The sequence below is a fragment of the Amycolatopsis sp. cmx-11-51 genome, from assembly GCF_047608665.1.
Taxonomy (GTDB): domain Bacteria; phylum Actinomycetota; class Actinomycetes; order Mycobacteriales; family Pseudonocardiaceae; genus Amycolatopsis.
In genome coordinates this window covers 63,693-80,118 of record NZ_JADNQO010000011.1, presented here as the reverse complement: position 1 = coordinate 80,118, position 16,426 = coordinate 63,693, and the positions used below count along the sequence as shown (strand labels likewise).

Genomic DNA, 16,426 nt, shown 5'->3' with positions numbered 1-16,426 from the left:
GCCTGGGTGACAGAGCGGTTCGGCGGCTACCAGAACGAGATCTACCTGCGGGGGCTCGGCGGGACCTTCCCGCCGTGCTCCACCGACGCCACGAAGCTGGAGGAGTCGGCGAGGGAGATCCTGGAGCCCGGGCCGTTCTGGTACGTCGCGGGCTCGGCCGGTTCGGGCGCCACCGCGCGCGCCAACCGGGAGGCGTTCGACCGCTGGCGCCTGGTGCCGAGGATGCTCACCGGCTCCACCGAGCGCGATCTGTCGACGACCGTCCTGGGGACGCCCGTGCCGGCGCCGGTGCTGCTGGCGCCGGTCGGCGTCCAGTCGATCGTGCACGAGGGCGCGGAACCGGCTGCCGCTCGCGCTGCGGCGTCGGTCGGTCTGCCCTACGTCATGTCGACGGCGTCCTCGACGAGCATCGAGGACGTCGCGCAGGCCAGTGGCGAGGGGCCGCGCTGGTTCCAGCTCTACTGGCCGACCGACAACGACGTCTGCGCGAGCATCCTGGCGCGGGCGAAGGCAGCGGGCTTTACCACGCTCGTGGTCACGCTCGACACCTGGACCCTCGCGTGGCGCCCGAACGACCTCGACCACGCGTACCTGCCGTTCATCAAGGGCGAGGGACTCGGCGTCCCGCTGAGCGACCCGGTGTTCCGCGGCCTGCTGGAGAAGACGCCCGAAGAGGACGCGCCCACCGCGATCCTGCGCTGGATCTCGATGATCACCGGCACCGACAGCACCTGGGACCGGCTGCCGTTCCTGCGTGAGCACTGGGACGGGCCGATCGTCCTCAAGGGAATCCAGCACCCCGACGACGCGCGCCGCGCCGTCGAGGCCGGGATGGACGGGATCGTGGTGTCCAACCACGGCGGTCGCCAGGTCGACGGCGCCGTCGGCTCGCTCGACGTGCTCCCGGAGATCGTGGCCGCGGTCGGCGACCGGCTCGAGGTGCTGTTCGACTCCGGGATCCGCACCGGCGCCGACATCGCCAAGGCCCTCGCGCTCGGGGCGAAGGCCGTGCTGGTGGGGCGGCCGTGGGTGTACGGGCTCGCGCACGCGGGGGAGGACGGCGTCCGGCACGTGCTGCGAAGCCTGCTCGCCGACCTCGACCTGACCATGGGCCTGTCCGGTCACCGCACCCTCGCCGACCTCACTCCCGCCTCCCTCGCACGCCCCTGACCCCCCGCGTTTAGTCCTCTAGTTGCGGTAGTTGGTGGTGCGAACTACCGCAACTAGAGGACTAGTTGCGGGGGGTGGTGGTGACGTGAGGGATATTCGGGAGCCCTGATCGTCACGCGCGGCTATCCTGGTGCCGGTCATGGCTTCCACAACTTCCCCGCTCGGCGCCCTGCGCGCTCGCTTGCCCGAACTCATGTCGCGCGACGAGCACCGCCTCCGGCGACGGCTCGACGGTGCCCGGAAAGCGCGAAACGCCGAGGACCTCGCCGCCCGGATCGAGGCCGACATCGAGGCCGCGGAATTGCGGGTCACCCGCCGCCGCGACGGCGTCCCGAAGATCTCGTTCCCCGAAGAGCTACCCGTCAGCCAGCGCAAGGACGAGATCGCCGCCGCGATCCGCGACCACCAGGTGGTGATCGTCGCGGGTGAGACGGGCTCCGGGAAGACGACCCAGCTGCCGAAGATCTGTCTCGAACTCGGACGCGGCATCCGCGGCCAGATCGGGCACACGCAGCCGCGGCGGCTGGCCGCGCGCACGGTCGCCGACCGGATCGCCTCCGAGCTGAACACCGAACTCGGCGAGGCCGTCGGCTACAAGGTCCGGTTCACCGACCAGTCCGGCCAGGACACGCTGGTCAAGCTGATGACCGACGGCATCCTGCTCGCCGAGATCCAGACCGACCGGATGCTGCGACAGTACGACACGCTGATCATCGACGAGGCGCACGAGCGCAGCCTCAACATCGACTTCATCCTCGGCTACGTCAAACAGCTCCTGCCGCGCCGCCCCGACCTCAAGGTGATCATCACCTCGGCGACCATCGACCCGGAACGCTTCTCGAAGCACTTCGGCGACGCGCCGATCGTCGAGGTCTCCGGCCGGACGTATCCGGTCGAGGTCCGCTACCGGCCGATCATCGACCCCGACGATCCGGACGCCGACTCCGATCGCGACCAGACGCAGGCCATCTGCGACGCCGTCGACGAGCTCCAGCACGAGGGCCCCGGCGACATCCTGGTGTTCCTCTCGGGGGAGCGGGAGATCCGGGACGCCGCGGACGCCTTGTCCAAACAGGACCTTCGCAACACCGAGATCCTGCCGCTGTACGCCCGGCTCTCGTCGTCGGACCAGCATCGTGTGTTCCAGCGGCACACCGGGCGCCGCGTCGTGCTCGCCACCAACGTCGCCGAGACGTCGCTGACCGTGCCGGGCATCAAGTACGTCGTCGACCCCGGCACCGCCCGGATCTCGCGCTACAGCCACCGCACCAAGGTCCAGCGCCTGCCGATCGAGCCGGTCTCGCAGGCGTCGGCGAACCAGCGCAAGGGCCGCTGCGGCCGGACCTCGGACGGTATCTGCGTCCGGTTGTACTCCGAAGACGATTTCGACGCGCGGCCCGAGTTCACCGATCCGGAGATCCTGCGGACCAACCTCGCGTCGGTCATCCTGCAGATGACCTCGCTCGGCCTCGGGGACATCGCGGCGTTCCCGTTCGTGGAGCCGCCGGATCGTCGCCAGGTCACCGACGGCGTCCAGTTGCTGCAGGAACTCGGCGCCTTCGACATGACCGACGGCAAGAAGCTGACCGAGACCGGCCGCAAACTCGCGCTGCTCCCGGTCGACCCGCGGATGGCGCGGATGGTGCTGGAGGCCTCGCGCAACGGCTGTGTGCGCGAAGTGATGATCATCGCCGCCGCACTGTCCATTCAGGACCCTCGTGAGCGGCCGGCGGAAAAGCAGCAGGCGGCGGACGAGCAGCACGCGCGGTTCGCCGACAAGACGTCCGACTTCCTGGCGTACCTGAACCTGTGGGAGTACGTCAGCGAGCAGCAGAAGGCGTTGTCCACCAACCAGTTCCGCCGGTTGTGCCGCAACGAGTACCTGAACTACCTGCGCATCCGCGAGTGGCAGGACATCTTCAGCCAGCTGCGTCAGCTGGCCAAACCGCTCGGCATCACCCTCAACACCACCGGCCCGGCCGATCCGCAACGTGTGCACACGTCGCTGATCGCCGGGCTGCTGTCACATGTGGGACTCAAGGACCCGGCCAAGGGGGACTATCTCGGCGCGCGCGGGGCGCGGTTCTCGGTGTTCCCGGGTTCGGCGCTGTTCAAGAAGCAGCCGCGATTCGTGATGTCGGCCGAACTGGTTGAGACCTCGCGCCTGTGGGGCCGGGTCAACGCGCGGATCGAGCCGGAATGGGTCGAGCCGCTCGCCGGGCACGTGGTGAAGCGGAGCTACTCCGAGCCGCACTGGGAGCGCAAGCAGGGCGCGGTGATGGCGCTGGAGAAGGTGACGCTGTACGGCGTCCCGCTGGTCGCCGATCGCCGGGTCAACTACGGGCGCATCGATCCGGAACTGAGCCGCGAACTGTTCATCCGGCACGCGCTGGTGGAAGGCGACTGGGAGACCAGGCACCACTTCTTCCGCGAAAACCGCGCGCTGCTCGATGAGGTCGAGGACTTGGAGAACCGGGCCCGCCGCCGCGACATCCTGGTCGACGACGAGACACTGTTCGAGTTCTACGAGCAGCGCGTCCCGGCAGACGTCGTCTCCGCGAGGCATTTCGACAGCTGGTGGAAGAAGGCGCGGCACACCGAGCCCGACCTGCTGAGCTTCGAGAAGACGATGCTCATCAACGAGACCGCGGGCGGCGTGCGCGAGGCCGACTACCCCGATTTCTGGACTCAGGGCAGCCAGACCTTCAAGCTGACTTACCAGTTCGAGCCGGGCGCGGACGCGGACGGCGTCACCGTGCACATCCCGCTGCCGGTGCTGAACCAGGTCACCCCGGACGGCTTCGACTGGCAGGTCCCCGGCCTGCGCGAAGAACTGGTGACGCAACTGATCAAGTCGCTGCCCAAGGCGATCCGGCGCAACTTCGTGCCGGCGCCCGACCACGCGAAGCTGGTGCTGTCGCGGGTCGGCCCGGCCGACGGTCCACTGCTGCACGCCGCCGCCGACGAACTGGAGGCCTTGCGCGGGGTGGTGATCCCCGACGACGCCTGGCAGCTGTCCGCGGTACCCGAACATCTGAAGATGACCTTCCGCGTGGTCGACGTCCAGGGCAGGAAGGTGTCCGAGGGCAAGGACATCGAAGCGCTGAAACGAGACCTGTCCGGCCAGGTGCGCGCGACGATCTCGAAGGCCGCCGACAGCATCGAGCGCCAGGGCTTGACGACGCCCGCGTTCGGCGAGCTGCCGAAGGTGTTCGCGAGCAAGCAGCGCGGGCACGACGTCAAGGCGTATCCGGCGCTGGTTGACGAGGGCGGCACCGTCGCGGTGCGGCTGCTGGACACGCCGGGACAGCAGGAACAGTCGATGTGGGCGGGTACGCGGCGGATGCTGCGGCTGAACCTGCCGTCGCCGATGAAGTTCATCACCCGCAATCTGGGCAATTCGTCGAAGCTCGTGCTGAACCGCAATCCGCACGGGTCGGTGGCGGCACTGCTCGAAGACTGCGTCGACTGCGCTGTCGACAGACTCGTGGGTGACAACGGCGGCCCGCGCTGGGACGAAGCCGGTTTCGCCGTCCTGCAGGAAAAAGTGCGTGCCGGGCTGAACGCCGGAGTGCTCGACGTGCTGACCAACGTCGAGAAGATCCTGCGCGCGGCGAACGACGTCGAAACGCGGCTGGCCGACACCCGCGGCCCGGCGGATTCGCTCGCGGACATCCGGGCACAGCTGGACGGATTGGTGCGCAAGGGTTTCGTCACCGAAACCGGGCAGGACAGGCTGAAGCACGTCGTCCGGTACCTGCGGGGGATCGAACGGCGGCTGGAGAAACTCCCGACCGAACCGACCCGCGACATCCAGCGCACCGGCGACGTCGCGTGGCTTCGCAACGAGTATCAGGCCGCGCTCGACGCTCAGCCGCCAGGGACCTCGTCCCCGGCGCTGCGCGAGATCCGGTGGATGATCGAGGAATTGCGGGTGAGCTTCTTCGCCCAAACTCTCGGCACAGCTCACCCCGTCTCGCTGAAGCGCGTCATCAAGGCCCTGGACGACGCCGCCTCCTGATCACGCGTGTTGTCCGCCCAATCACGCGTGTTGTCCGTTCAATCACGCAAGCCCGCCGCCTGATCACGCGCGTCGTCCGTTCAATCACACGTGTTTGCCGCCCAAGCACGCGTCTTCCGTGGCGTGGAAAGTGGAACGCGCTTGATCGGAGGCGGAACTCGTGTGATTGAACGGCGAACTCGCGTGATCAGGCGGCGAGTTCGTGTGATTGGGCGGCGAACTCGCGTGATCAGATGGACGACACGGTGCGGGTCACTTGGCGTCGGCGTAGGTGTCCACGGCGGCGATGTGCAGCGGGAACCGGACCGGGCAGGCGGCACCGAACATCATCCTCGCCGACTCCGCCATGCTGTCCACAATGGACTGCGAGATCTCGTCGGCGAACTCGGCCGGGGTGTGCACCAGGACTTCGTCGTGCTGGAAGAAGACCAGGTGCGCGGGGGAGGGGAGCTTGCCCCGCAGGGTCGCCAGCAGGACCGCGGTCATGTCCGCCGCGCTCGCCTGCACGACGAAGTTCCGGGTGAACCGGCCCCAGCCACGCGACGCCTGACGCGCCTTCGTCTCGGCCGCTTCGTCGTCGGTGGAGCCGCCGGTCAGCGCGCGCCAGGCTTCCGACGGCGCGGGCGACGTCCGGCCCAGCCGCGAGCGGACGCGCTCGCCGCGTTCCCCGGCCTGAGCGGCACGCTCCACATAGGACACCGCGTCGGGGAACCTGGTCCGCAGCAACGCCAGCAACGGACCGGCCTCCCCGGACGTGCCGCCGTACATCGCCGACAGCATCGCGATCTTCGCCCGGTCGCGATCGTCCCTGTCGTCCCAGGCGGGCACCGGCACGCGACGCACTCCGGAGAACATCGCCTCGGCGAGGCTCGCGTACAGATCCGTGGCCGCGGCGACGTCGGCCAGCTTGCGGTCCCCGGACAACGCCGTCAGCACCCTCGGCTCCAGCTGCGCGGCGTCGGCGACCACCAGTTTCCAGCCCGGATCGGCGCGGACGCAGGTCCGGAGCACTTTCGGGATCTGCAGCGCGCCGCCGCCACGGCTGGCCCAGCGGCCCGAAACGACCCCGCCGACGATGTAGTGCGGGCGGAACCGGCCGTCGTGCACCCATTCGTCGAGCCAGGTCCAGCCGTTGGCCGAATGCAGCCGCGCGAGTTCCTTGTACTCCAGCAGCGGCGGGACGGCGGGATGGTCGATGTCGCGCAGCAGGTACTTCCTGGCCGAGGTGACCTCGATGCCCTCCCGTCCCAGCGCCCGGACGACGCTGGCCGGAGCGTCCGGGTTGACCGGACGCCCGCCGAACGCGTCGCTGATCTTCGCCGCCAGTTCGACCAGCCGTTTCGGCCGCTGCCCGGCCGGGACGCGCGGCCCGAGCTGGTCGGCTAGCAACTCGAGGTGCAGGTCGGCCCGCCACGGCAGCCCGTCGGCCGACATCTCCGCGGCCGCCAGCGCGCTCGCCGACTCCGCCGCGAAGAGCAGCCGAAGCCGCTCCGGATGTTCGGCGAGCGCGACCCGCTTCTCCTGCTCGGCCAGCACGCGGCGGGCGGCCTCGACGACGGTGACGCCGTCGGGCAGTTGCGGGCCGCGCGTCTCGAACAGCGTCGGCTGGTCGTCCTCGGCCCAGGGCGGCGGCTCGTCGGCGGGCGCCTCCTGTCCGTTCGCCCTGGCCAGCGCCGCGTGCAGGCTCCGCGACTCCTGCGGGCGACCCTCATGGGCCAGCAGCAGGCCTTCGGTCAGCGCCAGGTCGTGACACCGCCGCACCCGGACGCCTGCCTTGATCAGTGCCGGGTACGCCCGCTCGACCGACGGGAACACCCAGCGCGGTGCGTGCTCGGCTTCCAGGCCTCGCACCTTCTCGGCGAACTCCGCGAGCTTCAGGCCCCGCAGCGTTTCGCCGGGAAACGAGATCGCGAAGTCGCCATCTTCCTCTTGACCTGCGAACGCCTGCACGTTGCCATTGTGCTAGTTCCTACCGACATTTCTGTCACCAGCGGGTTAATGCGCCGCAGCTACCGGTCGGCTACTGTCGAGTAGCAACCCCATACCGCCGGTACGCGAACGACGGCGGCATGGTGTCTCGCCGCAGCAGCAACGGAGGTGCCCGGATGAGAAACCCCACCGGCCTCGCCACCATGGTGGCGGGCAAGGTGACCGAGACCGTGCGGAGCATCGACGTGATGCGCCAAGCGGGCCTGCTCCCGATCCCCCGGGTCGACGAGGGCCTGCGCTCGCTGGTCTTGGTGCGGAAGTGGGGCCCGTTCGCCGGCGCCAACATGATCGCCGCCCGCCGGGACCCGGCCGCGACCGGCATCATCGACGAGCTCGGGCCGCTGACCTTCAAGCAGCTCGACACCCAGTCGAACGCGCTGGCCAGGGCATGGGCCGAACGCGGCCTCGGCCCGGGTTCGGTGATCGCCGCGCTGTGCCGCGACCACCGCGGTCTCGTGCTGACGATGCTCGCGTCCGGCAAACTCGGCGCGAAGCTGCTGCTGATGAACACCGGATTCGCCAAACCGCAGCTCGCGGATGTCGCGAAGCGCGAAGGCGTCACGGCGCTCGTGTACGACCAGGAGTTCACCGACCTGCTGGAAGCCATCGAGGGCGACGTCGAGCACTATCTCGCGTGGGTCGACACGGACTCCGCACGTCAGGGTGATATCCCGGTCGTCACCGAACTGGTGGCCAGCACCGACGACCGCCCGTGGCCCGCGCCCGCCAAACCGGGCGGGTTCATCCTGCTGACCAGCGGTACCACCGGGACGCCGAAGGGCGCGCCCCGGCCGCACACCTCCGCGCTCGCGTCGGCGCAGTTCCTGGACCGCATCCCGCTGCGGACCGGCGAAGCGACCTACATGGGCGCGCCGCTGTTCCACGGCACCGGGTTGTCGCAGTTCATCCTGTCCTTCGCGCTCGGCTCGAAGGTCGTCATGCGGCGCAAGTTCGTGCCGGAGGAGACGTTGCGCGGGGTCGCGGAGAGCCGCTGCACCACGCTGGTCCTCGTGCCGACGATGCTGCAGCGAATCGTCGACCTGCCCGAAGAGATCCGCGCCAAATACGACACCTCGTGCCTGCGGATCATCTTCGTCGCGGGTTCCGCGCTGTCCCCGGACCTCGGGAACCGCGCGACCGCCGCGTTCGGGGACGTCGTGCACAACCTCTACGGCTCGACCGAGGTCGCGGTCGCGACGGTCGCGACGCCCGAGGACTGGCGCAAGGCGCCGGGCACGGTCGGCCGCGCGCCGGTCGGCTGCAAGGTCGCGCTGTACGACGAGAAGGGCGGCAAGATCACCGAGCCGCACGTCACCGGCCGGGTGTTCGTCGGCAGCGGGCTGAGCTTTCAGGGCTACACCGACGGGCGGAACAAGGAGATCATCGACGGGCTGCTCTCCAGCGGCGACGTCGGCCACTTCAACGAGGACGGCTTGCTGTTCATCGACGGCCGCGACGACGAGATGATCGTCTCCGGCGGCGAGAACGTCTTCCCGATCGAAGTGGAGAACCTCCTGGTCGAGCGCGAGGACGTGATCGAGGCGGCGGTCGTCGGCGTCGACGATCCCGAGTTCGGGCAGCGGCTGAAGGCGTTCGTCGTGCGGGCCGACGGCGCGGATCTGGACATCGAGGGCGTGCGCGAGTACGTCAAGGCGAACCTCGCCCGGTACAAGGTGCCGCGCGACGTGGAGTTCCTCGACGAACTACCGCGTAACGCGACCGGGAAGGTGCTACGGAACAAGCTGCACTAGGGCTTGTCACCTGGAGGTGAAGAACGCCGGGGACTCTGAAGCCGTTGATCAACATCACCGAAAACCAAGTCCCCGGCTAATACTCCCAGTCGATGCCGAAGACACCGGGACCGAAGTCGAGCGCGACGGCGTGGACGCCATGGTTCTGATCGAGCTTCAGGTCCCGGCGGTCCAGCGGCGATGTCCCCTGCCGGGAGTACTGCCAGCATTTCGTCGGGATGGTGTCCGGGTCGAACCGGATCTCCAGCAGGTACTCCCGGACGGGCCGCCGGAACTCGCGGTAATGCGTGTTCCGGCATTCCGGATACGGCGGCCCGGGGTTCGTCAGCGAATACTCGATCAGGTGGGTCTCGCCGCGGTCGATGGGCCGGTCGAAGAGCAGTTCGGCCACCGTGAGCCCGTGCTCGTCGTCGACCTTGGCGCGCCCGACGTGGCAGTTCCGCAGGGTGTTGAGCACCGGCGGTCCCGCCTCGGGATCACCTTGGGCGTAGACCAGCAGCCAGCGGTCCTGGCCGTCCGCGCCCGCCTGGAACACCGCCCGCGCGGTCACCGCGCGCTGTCCGCCGTCGGCGGCGATCTCGCACAGGTCGTGCAGGCCGACCAGTTTCAGCTGATGGTGTTGTTCGAGCGCGTTGGGAGCGCCGACCTTCTCCAGCAGGGCCTGGAGCGCTTCGAACGGGAAGGTCATCGGCTGTTCGGTGGTGGCGCGGCTGCGGCGTGACGCCGCCCCACGTGGCCGAGGCGGCGGCAGCAGGCTGAGCAGTGAACCGGCGGGAATCGCCAGCACTTCTTCGAGGACCCGCACCGCGGACAGCGAACTCTGCCGTTCCGGCTGTCGTTTCCCCGATTGCCAGTAACTCAACGCGGTGACACTGACCGACGCGCCGCGCGCCAGGAGCCGGGCCTGGATGCGGTCGAGACTCAGCCCGCTGGTCGCGATGGCCGACCGCAACGCGGTGGCGAACGCCGTACGCGGCTGGTCGTCCTCGTTCGTGATAGCGCTCCCCACCGCCATATGCTGCTGACCGCCCCCATCTGCCGCTTCTTGACATCGCTCGGTTGATAACAACACGAATAACTTCAACAGTCCGGGGTAACACTCCAAGGGTGCCTTCCGCCAGGCGAAAACGCCTTTCCGGACGAGCGCCGCTACTCCCTTCGGTCTAATACTGGTAACTGTGAATCATTGCCCGGCCCATGGCGCACCGGTTTGCATGACCTCAGCAACGATCATCCTCCCGGGTGATCCGCACGGTGCGGCAGGAAGGGATCCAGTGAGCAAGTCCCGGAAAAACCTGAAGTCCCGAAAGACCCGGAACGGCTTGATGGCGGGGGTCGCCCTCGCCGGTGTGACCGCGGCGGTCGCCACCTTCGGTGCGGGTCCGGCCAACGCCGACCAGCAGGGCGAGATCCGCGGCGCCGGTGCGGCCAACGCGGTCGGCGGCAGCTACATCGTCGTCCTCAAGCCCACCGCCGTCGGCCAGGGCGTGGCCGTGGCGGGCGAGGTCACCGCGAACGTCGCCGCCAAGGCGCAAGGCCTTACCGGTCGATATGGCACCACGCTTTCCCGCACGTTCGGTTCGGCGCTGAACGGCTTCTCGATCAAGGCCGACGAGGCCGCCGCCAAGCGTCTCGCTGCCGACCCGCAGGTCGAGTACATCGTCCAGGACAAGACGTTCAAGATCAGCGAGACCCAGGACAACCCGCCGTCGTGGGGCCTCGACCGCGTCGACCAGGCGGACCTGCCGCTCGACAAGAAGTACACCTACCCGAACAAGGCCGACGACGTCACCGCGTACGTCATCGACACCGGTGTCCGCGGCACGCACGGCACCTTCGGTGACCGCGCCGCCGGCGGCAAGGACTTCATCGACAACGACGACACCCCCAACGACGAGCACGGCCACGGCACGCACGTCGCCGGCACCATCGGCGGCACCGAGTACGGCCTGGCCAAGGGCGTGAAGATCGTCGGCGTCCGCGTGCTGGACGCCAACGGCAGCGGCACCACCGAAGGTGTCGTCGCCGGTGTCGACTGGGTCGCGGCGAACGCCAAGGGCCCGTCGGTCGCGAACATGAGTCTCGGTGGTGGCGCGGACGACGCCCTCGACGAGTCGGTTCGCGGTGCCATCTCCAAGGGCGTGACCTTCGCGCTCGCGGCGGGCAACGAGTCTTCCGACGCCGGCACCACTTCGCCTGCCAGGGTGAAGGAGGCCATCACGGTGGCCGCCAGCGACAAGACCGACAAGCAGGCCGGCTTCTCGAACTACGGCTCGGTCGTGGACCTCTACGCCCCGGGTGTCGACATCACCTCGTCGTGGGGCACCGGTGACGACGCCACGAACACCATCAGTGGTACTTCGATGGCTTCGCCGCACGTCGCGGGTGCTGCCGCGCTCTACCTGTCGGCCCACCCCGACGCCACCCCGGCTCAGGTCTCCGAAGGCCTGGTCGCCGCGGCGGCCGACGGCAAGATCAGCAACCCGACCGGTGGCACCGCCAACAAGCTGCTCCAGGTGAAGTAGTAGGCCTTCCGGACAGGCTGCCCCCGGCGAATCCTAGGCGCCGGGGGCAGCCTTTCGTCCGGAGGGCGCCGAACTTGTTACCAACCGGTACGCTCCCGGACATGGTCCTGCGGAAGAACATCCTGATCACCGGGGCGAGCTCCGGACTCGGCGAGGGAATGGCGAGGCAGTACGCCGCCAGAGGCCGCAATCTGGCCTTGGCCGCCCGCCGTCTCGACCGGCTCGACGCTCTCGCCGCGGAGCTCAAGAAGGCGTATCCCGGCATCACCGTGGTCACCCGGAAGCTGGATGTGAACGACCACGACCAGGTCTTCGCCGTCTTCGAGGAGTTCCGCGAGGAACTCGGCTCCCTCGACCGCGTGATCGTGAACGCGGGCCTCGCCAAGGGACAGCCGATCGGCTCCGGCCGGTTCGACGCCAACCGCCAGACCCTGCAGACCAACTTCCTCGCCGCGGCCGCCCAGATCGAAGCCGCCGTCGGCATCTTCCGGAAGCAAAAGGATGGTCACCTCGTGGTCGTCTCCTCCTTCTCGGCGCTTCGCCCCTTCCCCGGCAACATGACCGCGTACGCCGCTTCGAAGACGGGCGTCTCGGCGCTGGCCGAGGGCACCCGGATCGAGCTGATGCGGACGCCGATCAAGGTAACCCAGCTGCTGCCAGGGTTCATCGAGTCGGAGATGAACGCGGACATCTCCAAGATCCCGCTCGCCATCAAGGCGGAGGCCGGCGCGCTGGCGCTGGTCAAGGCGATCGAAACCGAGAAGGCGAAGGCGTTCGTGCCGTCGTGGCCGTGGACCCCGCTCGCGAAGGTGTTCCGGTTCGTCCCGGCGTCGGTGCTGAAGAAGTTCGCATGACCCTGGGCTCGGACAAGACGGTCGAGGTTCGTGGTGAGGACGCGTTCGACCCGGCCGCGGTGCACACCTGGCTGACCGGACGGGTGCCAGGGCTCGGCGATACGCCGCCCGAGGTCCGCCAGTTCCCCGGCGGCGCCTCGAATCTCACGTACCTGCTGACCTACCCCGGCCGGGAGCTGATCCTGCGGCGTCCGCCCGGTGGGCACAAGGCCGCGTCCGCGCACGACATGCGCCGCGAGTTCCGGGTCCAGCGGGCGTTGCGGCCGGTCTTCCCTTACGTGCCCGAGGTGCTCGCCTTCTGTGACGACGAAACCGTGCTTGGCGACGACTTCTACGTGATGGAGCGGCTCGAAGGCCTGATCCTGCGCGGAGACCTGCCTTCGGGACTGGATCTGGCGGCGGAGAGCGCGCGTGAGTTGTGCGGCAAGGTCGTCGACAGGCTGGTGGAATTGCACGCCGTCGACGTCGGGGCCGCGGGACTGGCCGACCTCGGCAAGGGCGCCGGATACGTCGAACGCCAGGTGCGCGGCTGGTCGGAGCGGTTCCTCAAGGCGCGCACGGAGAACGTCCCGGACTGCGCCGAGGTGATGGCGTGGCTGAAGGAGAATCAGCCGTCCGAGGTGAAGATCTGCCTGATCCACAACGACTATCGGCTCGACAACCTGGTGCTCGACGACGATCTCGACATCGTCGGGGTGCTCGACTGGGAGATGGCCACGCTCGGCGATCCGCTGATGGAGCTCGGCAGCACGCTGGCGTACTGGGTGCAGGACGACGATGACGACGTCATGAAGCTCAGCCGTCGTCAACCGACGCACGTGCCGGGCATGTACAAGCGTGAAGATTTCGTGCGGCGGTACGCGGAGCGATCCGGCCTCGGGATCGGCGATTGGACGTTTTACGAGGTGTACGGCCTGTTCCGGCTCGCGGTGGTGATCCAGCAGATCTACTTCCGTTTCCACGAAGGACAGACGGACAACCCGGCACTGAAGGATCTTTGGCAGTTCGTCGGCTATCTGGACGGGCGCTGCCGCCGGATCATCGCGAAGGGAGGACACGCGTAGATGGGCGCGATTTACCTGGTCCGGCACGGGCAGGCGTCCTTCGGTGCGGAGAACTACGACCAGCTCTCGCCGCACGGCTTCGAACAGTCCACTGTGGTCGGTGCGGAACTGCTGCGGCGCGGCGTCGAATTCAGTCAGGCGCGCTCCGGTTCCCTCGCCCGGCAACGGGACACGGCCGCGACGGCGTTAAAGGTGCTCGACTCCGGGATCGCCGTCGTCGAGGACGAGCGCTGGAACGAGTACGACCACGTCGACATCGCGAAGTACCACGCCGCCGGTGTTCAGCAGACCGATTCGCGGGCGTATCAGGCCGCTTTGGACGGCGCGCTGAGCGCGTGGATCGCGGCGGGGGCCGCCGGGCCGTGTGCCGAGACCTGGCCTCAGTTCCTGGAACGGGTCAAAGGCGCGCTGGCCGATCTCGTGGCATCGCTGGGCAAGGGTGAGCACGCCGTCGTCTTCAGCTCCGGCGGGGTCATCGCCACGGTCTGCGGCGCGCTGATGGGCGCGCCCGAGGCCGGGCTGCTGAAACTGAACCGGGTCACCGTGAACGCGGGCATCACCAAACTGGTGTCCGGCCGCGGCGGGGTGACCATGCTGTCGTTCAACGAACATCCGCATTTCGAGGCGGAAGCCGCGGAACTGCTCACCTACCGCTAGGAGACACGCGATGGCGTTCGGCGAGGTCACGGTCATCCCGGTCAACGGGCACGGTCCCGAGGACGTCCTTGTCGACGACCAGGGCCGGATCTACACCGGCGTCGACGACGGGCGCGTCCTGCGCGTCGCGCCGGACGGCAAGCGGATCGACGTCCTCGGTGACACCGGCGGCCGACCGCTGGGACTGGAGTTCTACGGCGACGACCTCCTGATCTGCGACGCCAAGGCCGGGCTGCTGACCATGCCGCTCGCCGGTGGCGCCGTCACCACCTTGGCGACTTCGGCGGTGGGTCTCGACTTCGTGTTCTGCAACAACGCCGCCGTTGCTTCCGACGGCACGGTGTACTTCACGGACTCGTCGCGGCGCTTCGGCATCGAGAAGTGGCGTGACGACCTGATCGAGCAGACCGGCGGCGGGCGCCTTCTGCGGCGAACCCCGGACGGCGAGTTCGAGCAGCTCGCCGACGGTTTCCAGTTCGCCAACGGCGTCGCGCTGCCGCCCGACGAGTCCTTTGTGGCCGTCGCCGAGACCGGCGCCTGCCGGGTCGCCCGTGTGTGGCTGACCGGCGAGAAGGCGGGCACGCGGGACTACCTGGTCGACGATCTGTGGGGCTACCCCGACAACATCTCGACCGGCAGCGACGGGCTGATCTGGATCACCGTGGCGAGCCCGAAGGTCCCCGCGCTTTCCTTGGTGCAGAAGCTTCCCGCGCCGTTGCGGGCCGGTGTCCGCGCGCTGCCGACGTCGCTTCAGCCCGCACCCGCGCGGGAATGCGGGGTGCGGGGTGTCACGCCCGACGGGAAGCAGGTGCACGAACTGCGCGGGGAGATCGACGGGTTCCATGTGCTCGTCGGGGTCCGCGAGCGGGCCGGAACCCTGTATTTCGGCTCCCTGGAGGACAACGCGATCGCCGTGACGACGGTCTGAGTCAGTCCAGGCAGAATTCGTTGCCCTCGGGGTCGTTCATCACGATGAAGCCGAGGCTCAGCGGCTGCTCGGGCTCGAAGCGCTGAATCCGCTTCGCCCCGAGTGCGACGAGCCTGTCGCACTCGGCTTCGAGCGCCGCCATCCGCTCGTCCCCCTGAAGCCCGGGAGCGGCGCGGATGTCGAGGTGGACGCGGTTCTTGGCGATCTTGTCTTCCGGGACCTGCTGGAAGAAGATCCTCGGCCCCTCACCTGCCGGGTCTTCGAGCGCGGACCGGCTGTTGCGCTGTTCCTCGGGCACGCCCACGCGCTCGAGGAATTCGTCCCAGGCGTCCAGTGGGTCGGTGCCCTCGGGCACCTCGACCCCCGGCGGGCCGGGGTGGACGTAGTGCAGGGCGTCGCGCCAGAAGGTGGACAGCGCCTTCGGGTCGAGGGCGTCGAAGCTGACCTGGATTTCGCGGCTCTTGTGGTTCATGGGATTACTCTGGCACGCCTAGCGGACAGGATCGGTCCGCTATCTCTGACACAGTGGGTGACATGGAGGCGGAACGGGGTACGACGGAGCGGGTGCTCACCCTGCTCGGGCTGCTGCAGCAGCGCGCCGTGTGGACCGGCCCTGAACTGGGGGAACGACTCGGCGTCACCCCGCGCACGATCCGGCGGGACATCGAGCGGCTACACGCGCTCGGCTATCCGGTGCGGTCCAGCAACGGCGTCGGCGGGGGTACCAGCTCGGCCCCGGCCACGACATGCCGCCACTGCTGCTCGACGACGAGGAAGCGATCGCCACCGCGGTCTCGCTGCTCGCCGGCGCGGGCAGCGGTGACGCCGCGCTCCGAGCCCTCACCAAACTCGACCGGGTGCTGCCGACCAGACTGCGACACGAGGTGCGCGCGCTCTCCGGCTCGGTGGTCTCCTTCGACGGAAGCCGCGCGCCGATCGACCCCGACGTGCTGATGACACTGGCCAGGGCCTGCCGGGACGAGGTCGAGGCGGGTTTCGACTATCCGTTTCCGACGGCCTCGCTCGGCGTCGGGTCGAAAACTATGACGCCCACCACATTCACCATTTGGGTAGACGGCGGACCCACCAACCTGCGCAACCTCACACTGCTCTGCGGTTTCCATCACCGCCTGATCCACCACGGCGACTGGGAAGTCCAGATAGCCGCCGATGGACTACCCGAATTCATCCCACCCCAATACCTGGATCCATTGCGAAAAACCCGACGCAACACCCTCCCAGCTTGACCCGAGGAGCCCGCCAGCCACACCGGCGACGGGCCCCTCGGCATGCCCACACCCCACCAGCCTGAGCGACAACACCAAGCCCCGACGGACAACACTGGGTCAAGGCGGTCGTGAGGGGCGATTTATCCTGGGGATGAGGTTGAAACGCTGGGCGCGGGTCCGTGAAGGACTCCTTGAGGGACCCAGACCCCCACCGGAACGCCAAGTAGTCGCCTACTCG

Annotated in this window: 11 protein-coding genes and 1 pseudogene; 9 read left to right on the top strand and 3 right to left on the bottom strand. The window is 68.6% G+C overall.

Going from position 1 to position 16,426, the window contains the following annotated elements; genetic code table 11:
* Positions 1 to 6: 6 nt before the first annotated feature.
* Positions 7 to 1,170, top strand: a complete 1,164-nt coding sequence (locus tag ACM6LU_RS29450; protein WP_414941051.1) for a lactate 2-monooxygenase — start codon at positions 7 to 9, stop codon at positions 1,168 to 1,170.
* 139 nt (positions 1,171 to 1,309) lie between these two features.
* Positions 1,310 to 5,191, top strand: coding sequence for an ATP-dependent RNA helicase HrpA (hrpA, locus tag ACM6LU_RS29445; protein ID WP_414941050.1), 3,882 nt, complete (start codon positions 1,310 to 1,312; stop codon positions 5,189 to 5,191).
* 252 nt (positions 5,192 to 5,443) lie between these two features.
* On the opposite strand, the gene ACM6LU_RS29440 is transcribed toward hrpA, so the two are convergent.
* Positions 5,444 to 7,141, bottom strand: coding sequence for a bifunctional 3'-5' exonuclease/DNA polymerase (locus ACM6LU_RS29440; RefSeq protein ID WP_414941049.1), 1,698 nt, complete (start codon positions 7,139 to 7,141; stop codon positions 5,444 to 5,446).
* Between the two features lie 155 nt (positions 7,142 to 7,296).
* Here ACM6LU_RS29440 and ACM6LU_RS29435 point away from each other — a divergent pair, with 155 nt between their 5' ends.
* Positions 7,297 to 8,931, top strand: a complete 1,635-nt coding sequence (locus tag ACM6LU_RS29435) for an acyl-CoA synthetase (RefSeq protein WP_414941048.1) — start codon at positions 7,297 to 7,299, stop codon at positions 8,929 to 8,931.
* A gap of 76 nt (positions 8,932 to 9,007) precedes the next feature.
* Here ACM6LU_RS29435 and ACM6LU_RS29430 read toward each other — a convergent pair whose 3' ends face one another.
* Positions 9,008 to 9,946 carry a hypothetical protein gene (locus ACM6LU_RS29430; RefSeq protein WP_414941047.1) on the bottom strand — a complete coding sequence of 313 codons (939 nt, stop codon included), beginning with the start codon at positions 9,944 to 9,946 and terminating at the stop codon, positions 9,008 to 9,010.
* A gap of 259 nt (positions 9,947 to 10,205) precedes the next feature.
* Here ACM6LU_RS29430 and ACM6LU_RS29425 point away from each other — a divergent pair, with 259 nt between their 5' ends.
* The 5 genes from ACM6LU_RS29425 to ACM6LU_RS29405 all read left to right on the top strand — a co-directional run bounded on the left by ACM6LU_RS29425 (position 10,206) and on the right by ACM6LU_RS29405 (position 14,959).
* Positions 10,206 to 11,456 carry a S8 family peptidase gene (locus ACM6LU_RS29425; protein ID WP_414941046.1) on the top strand — a complete coding sequence of 417 codons (1,251 nt, stop codon included), beginning with the start codon at positions 10,206 to 10,208 and terminating at the stop codon, positions 11,454 to 11,456.
* Between the two features lie 101 nt (positions 11,457 to 11,557).
* Entirely contained in the window at positions 11,558 to 12,310 is a 753-nt protein-coding gene (locus ACM6LU_RS29420; RefSeq protein WP_414941045.1) for an SDR family oxidoreductase, read from the top strand.
* Positions 12,307 to 13,374, top strand: coding sequence for a phosphotransferase family protein (locus tag ACM6LU_RS29415; protein WP_414941044.1), 1,068 nt, complete (start codon positions 12,307 to 12,309; stop codon positions 13,372 to 13,374). The genes ACM6LU_RS29420 and ACM6LU_RS29415 overlap by 4 nt, the downstream gene beginning before the upstream one ends.
* On the top strand, positions 13,375 to 14,031 hold the full coding sequence (locus ACM6LU_RS29410) for a histidine phosphatase family protein (RefSeq protein ID WP_414941043.1): 657 nt from the start codon (positions 13,375 to 13,377) through the stop codon (positions 14,029 to 14,031).
* A 10-nt stretch (positions 14,032 to 14,041) separates the two neighbouring features.
* Entirely contained in the window at positions 14,042 to 14,959 is a 918-nt protein-coding gene (locus ACM6LU_RS29405) for an SMP-30/gluconolactonase/LRE family protein (RefSeq protein ID WP_414941042.1), read from the top strand.
* Position 14,960: 1 nt separating this feature from the next.
* On the opposite strand, the gene ACM6LU_RS29400 is transcribed toward ACM6LU_RS29405, so the two are convergent.
* On the bottom strand, positions 14,961 to 15,431 hold the full coding sequence (locus ACM6LU_RS29400; protein WP_414941041.1) for a VOC family protein: 471 nt from the start codon (positions 15,429 to 15,431) through the stop codon (positions 14,961 to 14,963).
* A gap of 62 nt (positions 15,432 to 15,493) precedes the next feature.
* Here ACM6LU_RS29400 and ACM6LU_RS29395 point away from each other — a divergent pair.
* Positions 15,494 to 16,004 (top strand): annotated as a pseudogene (locus tag ACM6LU_RS29395) (helix-turn-helix transcriptional regulator); the annotation flags it as partial.
* Positions 16,005 to 16,426 lie beyond the last annotated feature (422 nt).

Excerpts from the sequence above, each read along its gene's own strand:
- ACM6LU_RS29405 (WP_414941042.1), top strand. The coding sequence starts at position 14,042 with ATGGCGTTCGGCGAGGTCACGGTCATCCCGGTCAACGGGCACGGTCCC.
- hrpA (WP_414941050.1), top strand. The coding sequence starts at position 1,310 with ATGGCTTCCACAACTTCCCCGCTCGGCGCCCTGCGCGCTCGCTTGCCC.
- ACM6LU_RS29420 (WP_414941045.1), top strand. The coding sequence starts at position 11,558 with ATGGTCCTGCGGAAGAACATCCTGATCACCGGGGCGAGCTCCGGACTC.
- ACM6LU_RS29430 (WP_414941047.1), bottom strand. The coding sequence starts at position 9,946 with ATGGCGGTGGGGAGCGCTATCACGAACGAGGACGACCAGCCGCGTACG.
- ACM6LU_RS29400 (WP_414941041.1), bottom strand. The coding sequence starts at position 15,431 with ATGAACCACAAGAGCCGCGAAATCCAGGTCAGCTTCGACGCCCTCGAC.
- ACM6LU_RS29410 (WP_414941043.1), top strand. The coding sequence starts at position 13,375 with ATGGGCGCGATTTACCTGGTCCGGCACGGGCAGGCGTCCTTCGGTGCG.
- ACM6LU_RS29415 (WP_414941044.1), top strand. The coding sequence starts at position 12,307 with ATGACCCTGGGCTCGGACAAGACGGTCGAGGTTCGTGGTGAGGACGCG.
- ACM6LU_RS29435 (WP_414941048.1), top strand. The coding sequence starts at position 7,297 with ATGAGAAACCCCACCGGCCTCGCCACCATGGTGGCGGGCAAGGTGACC.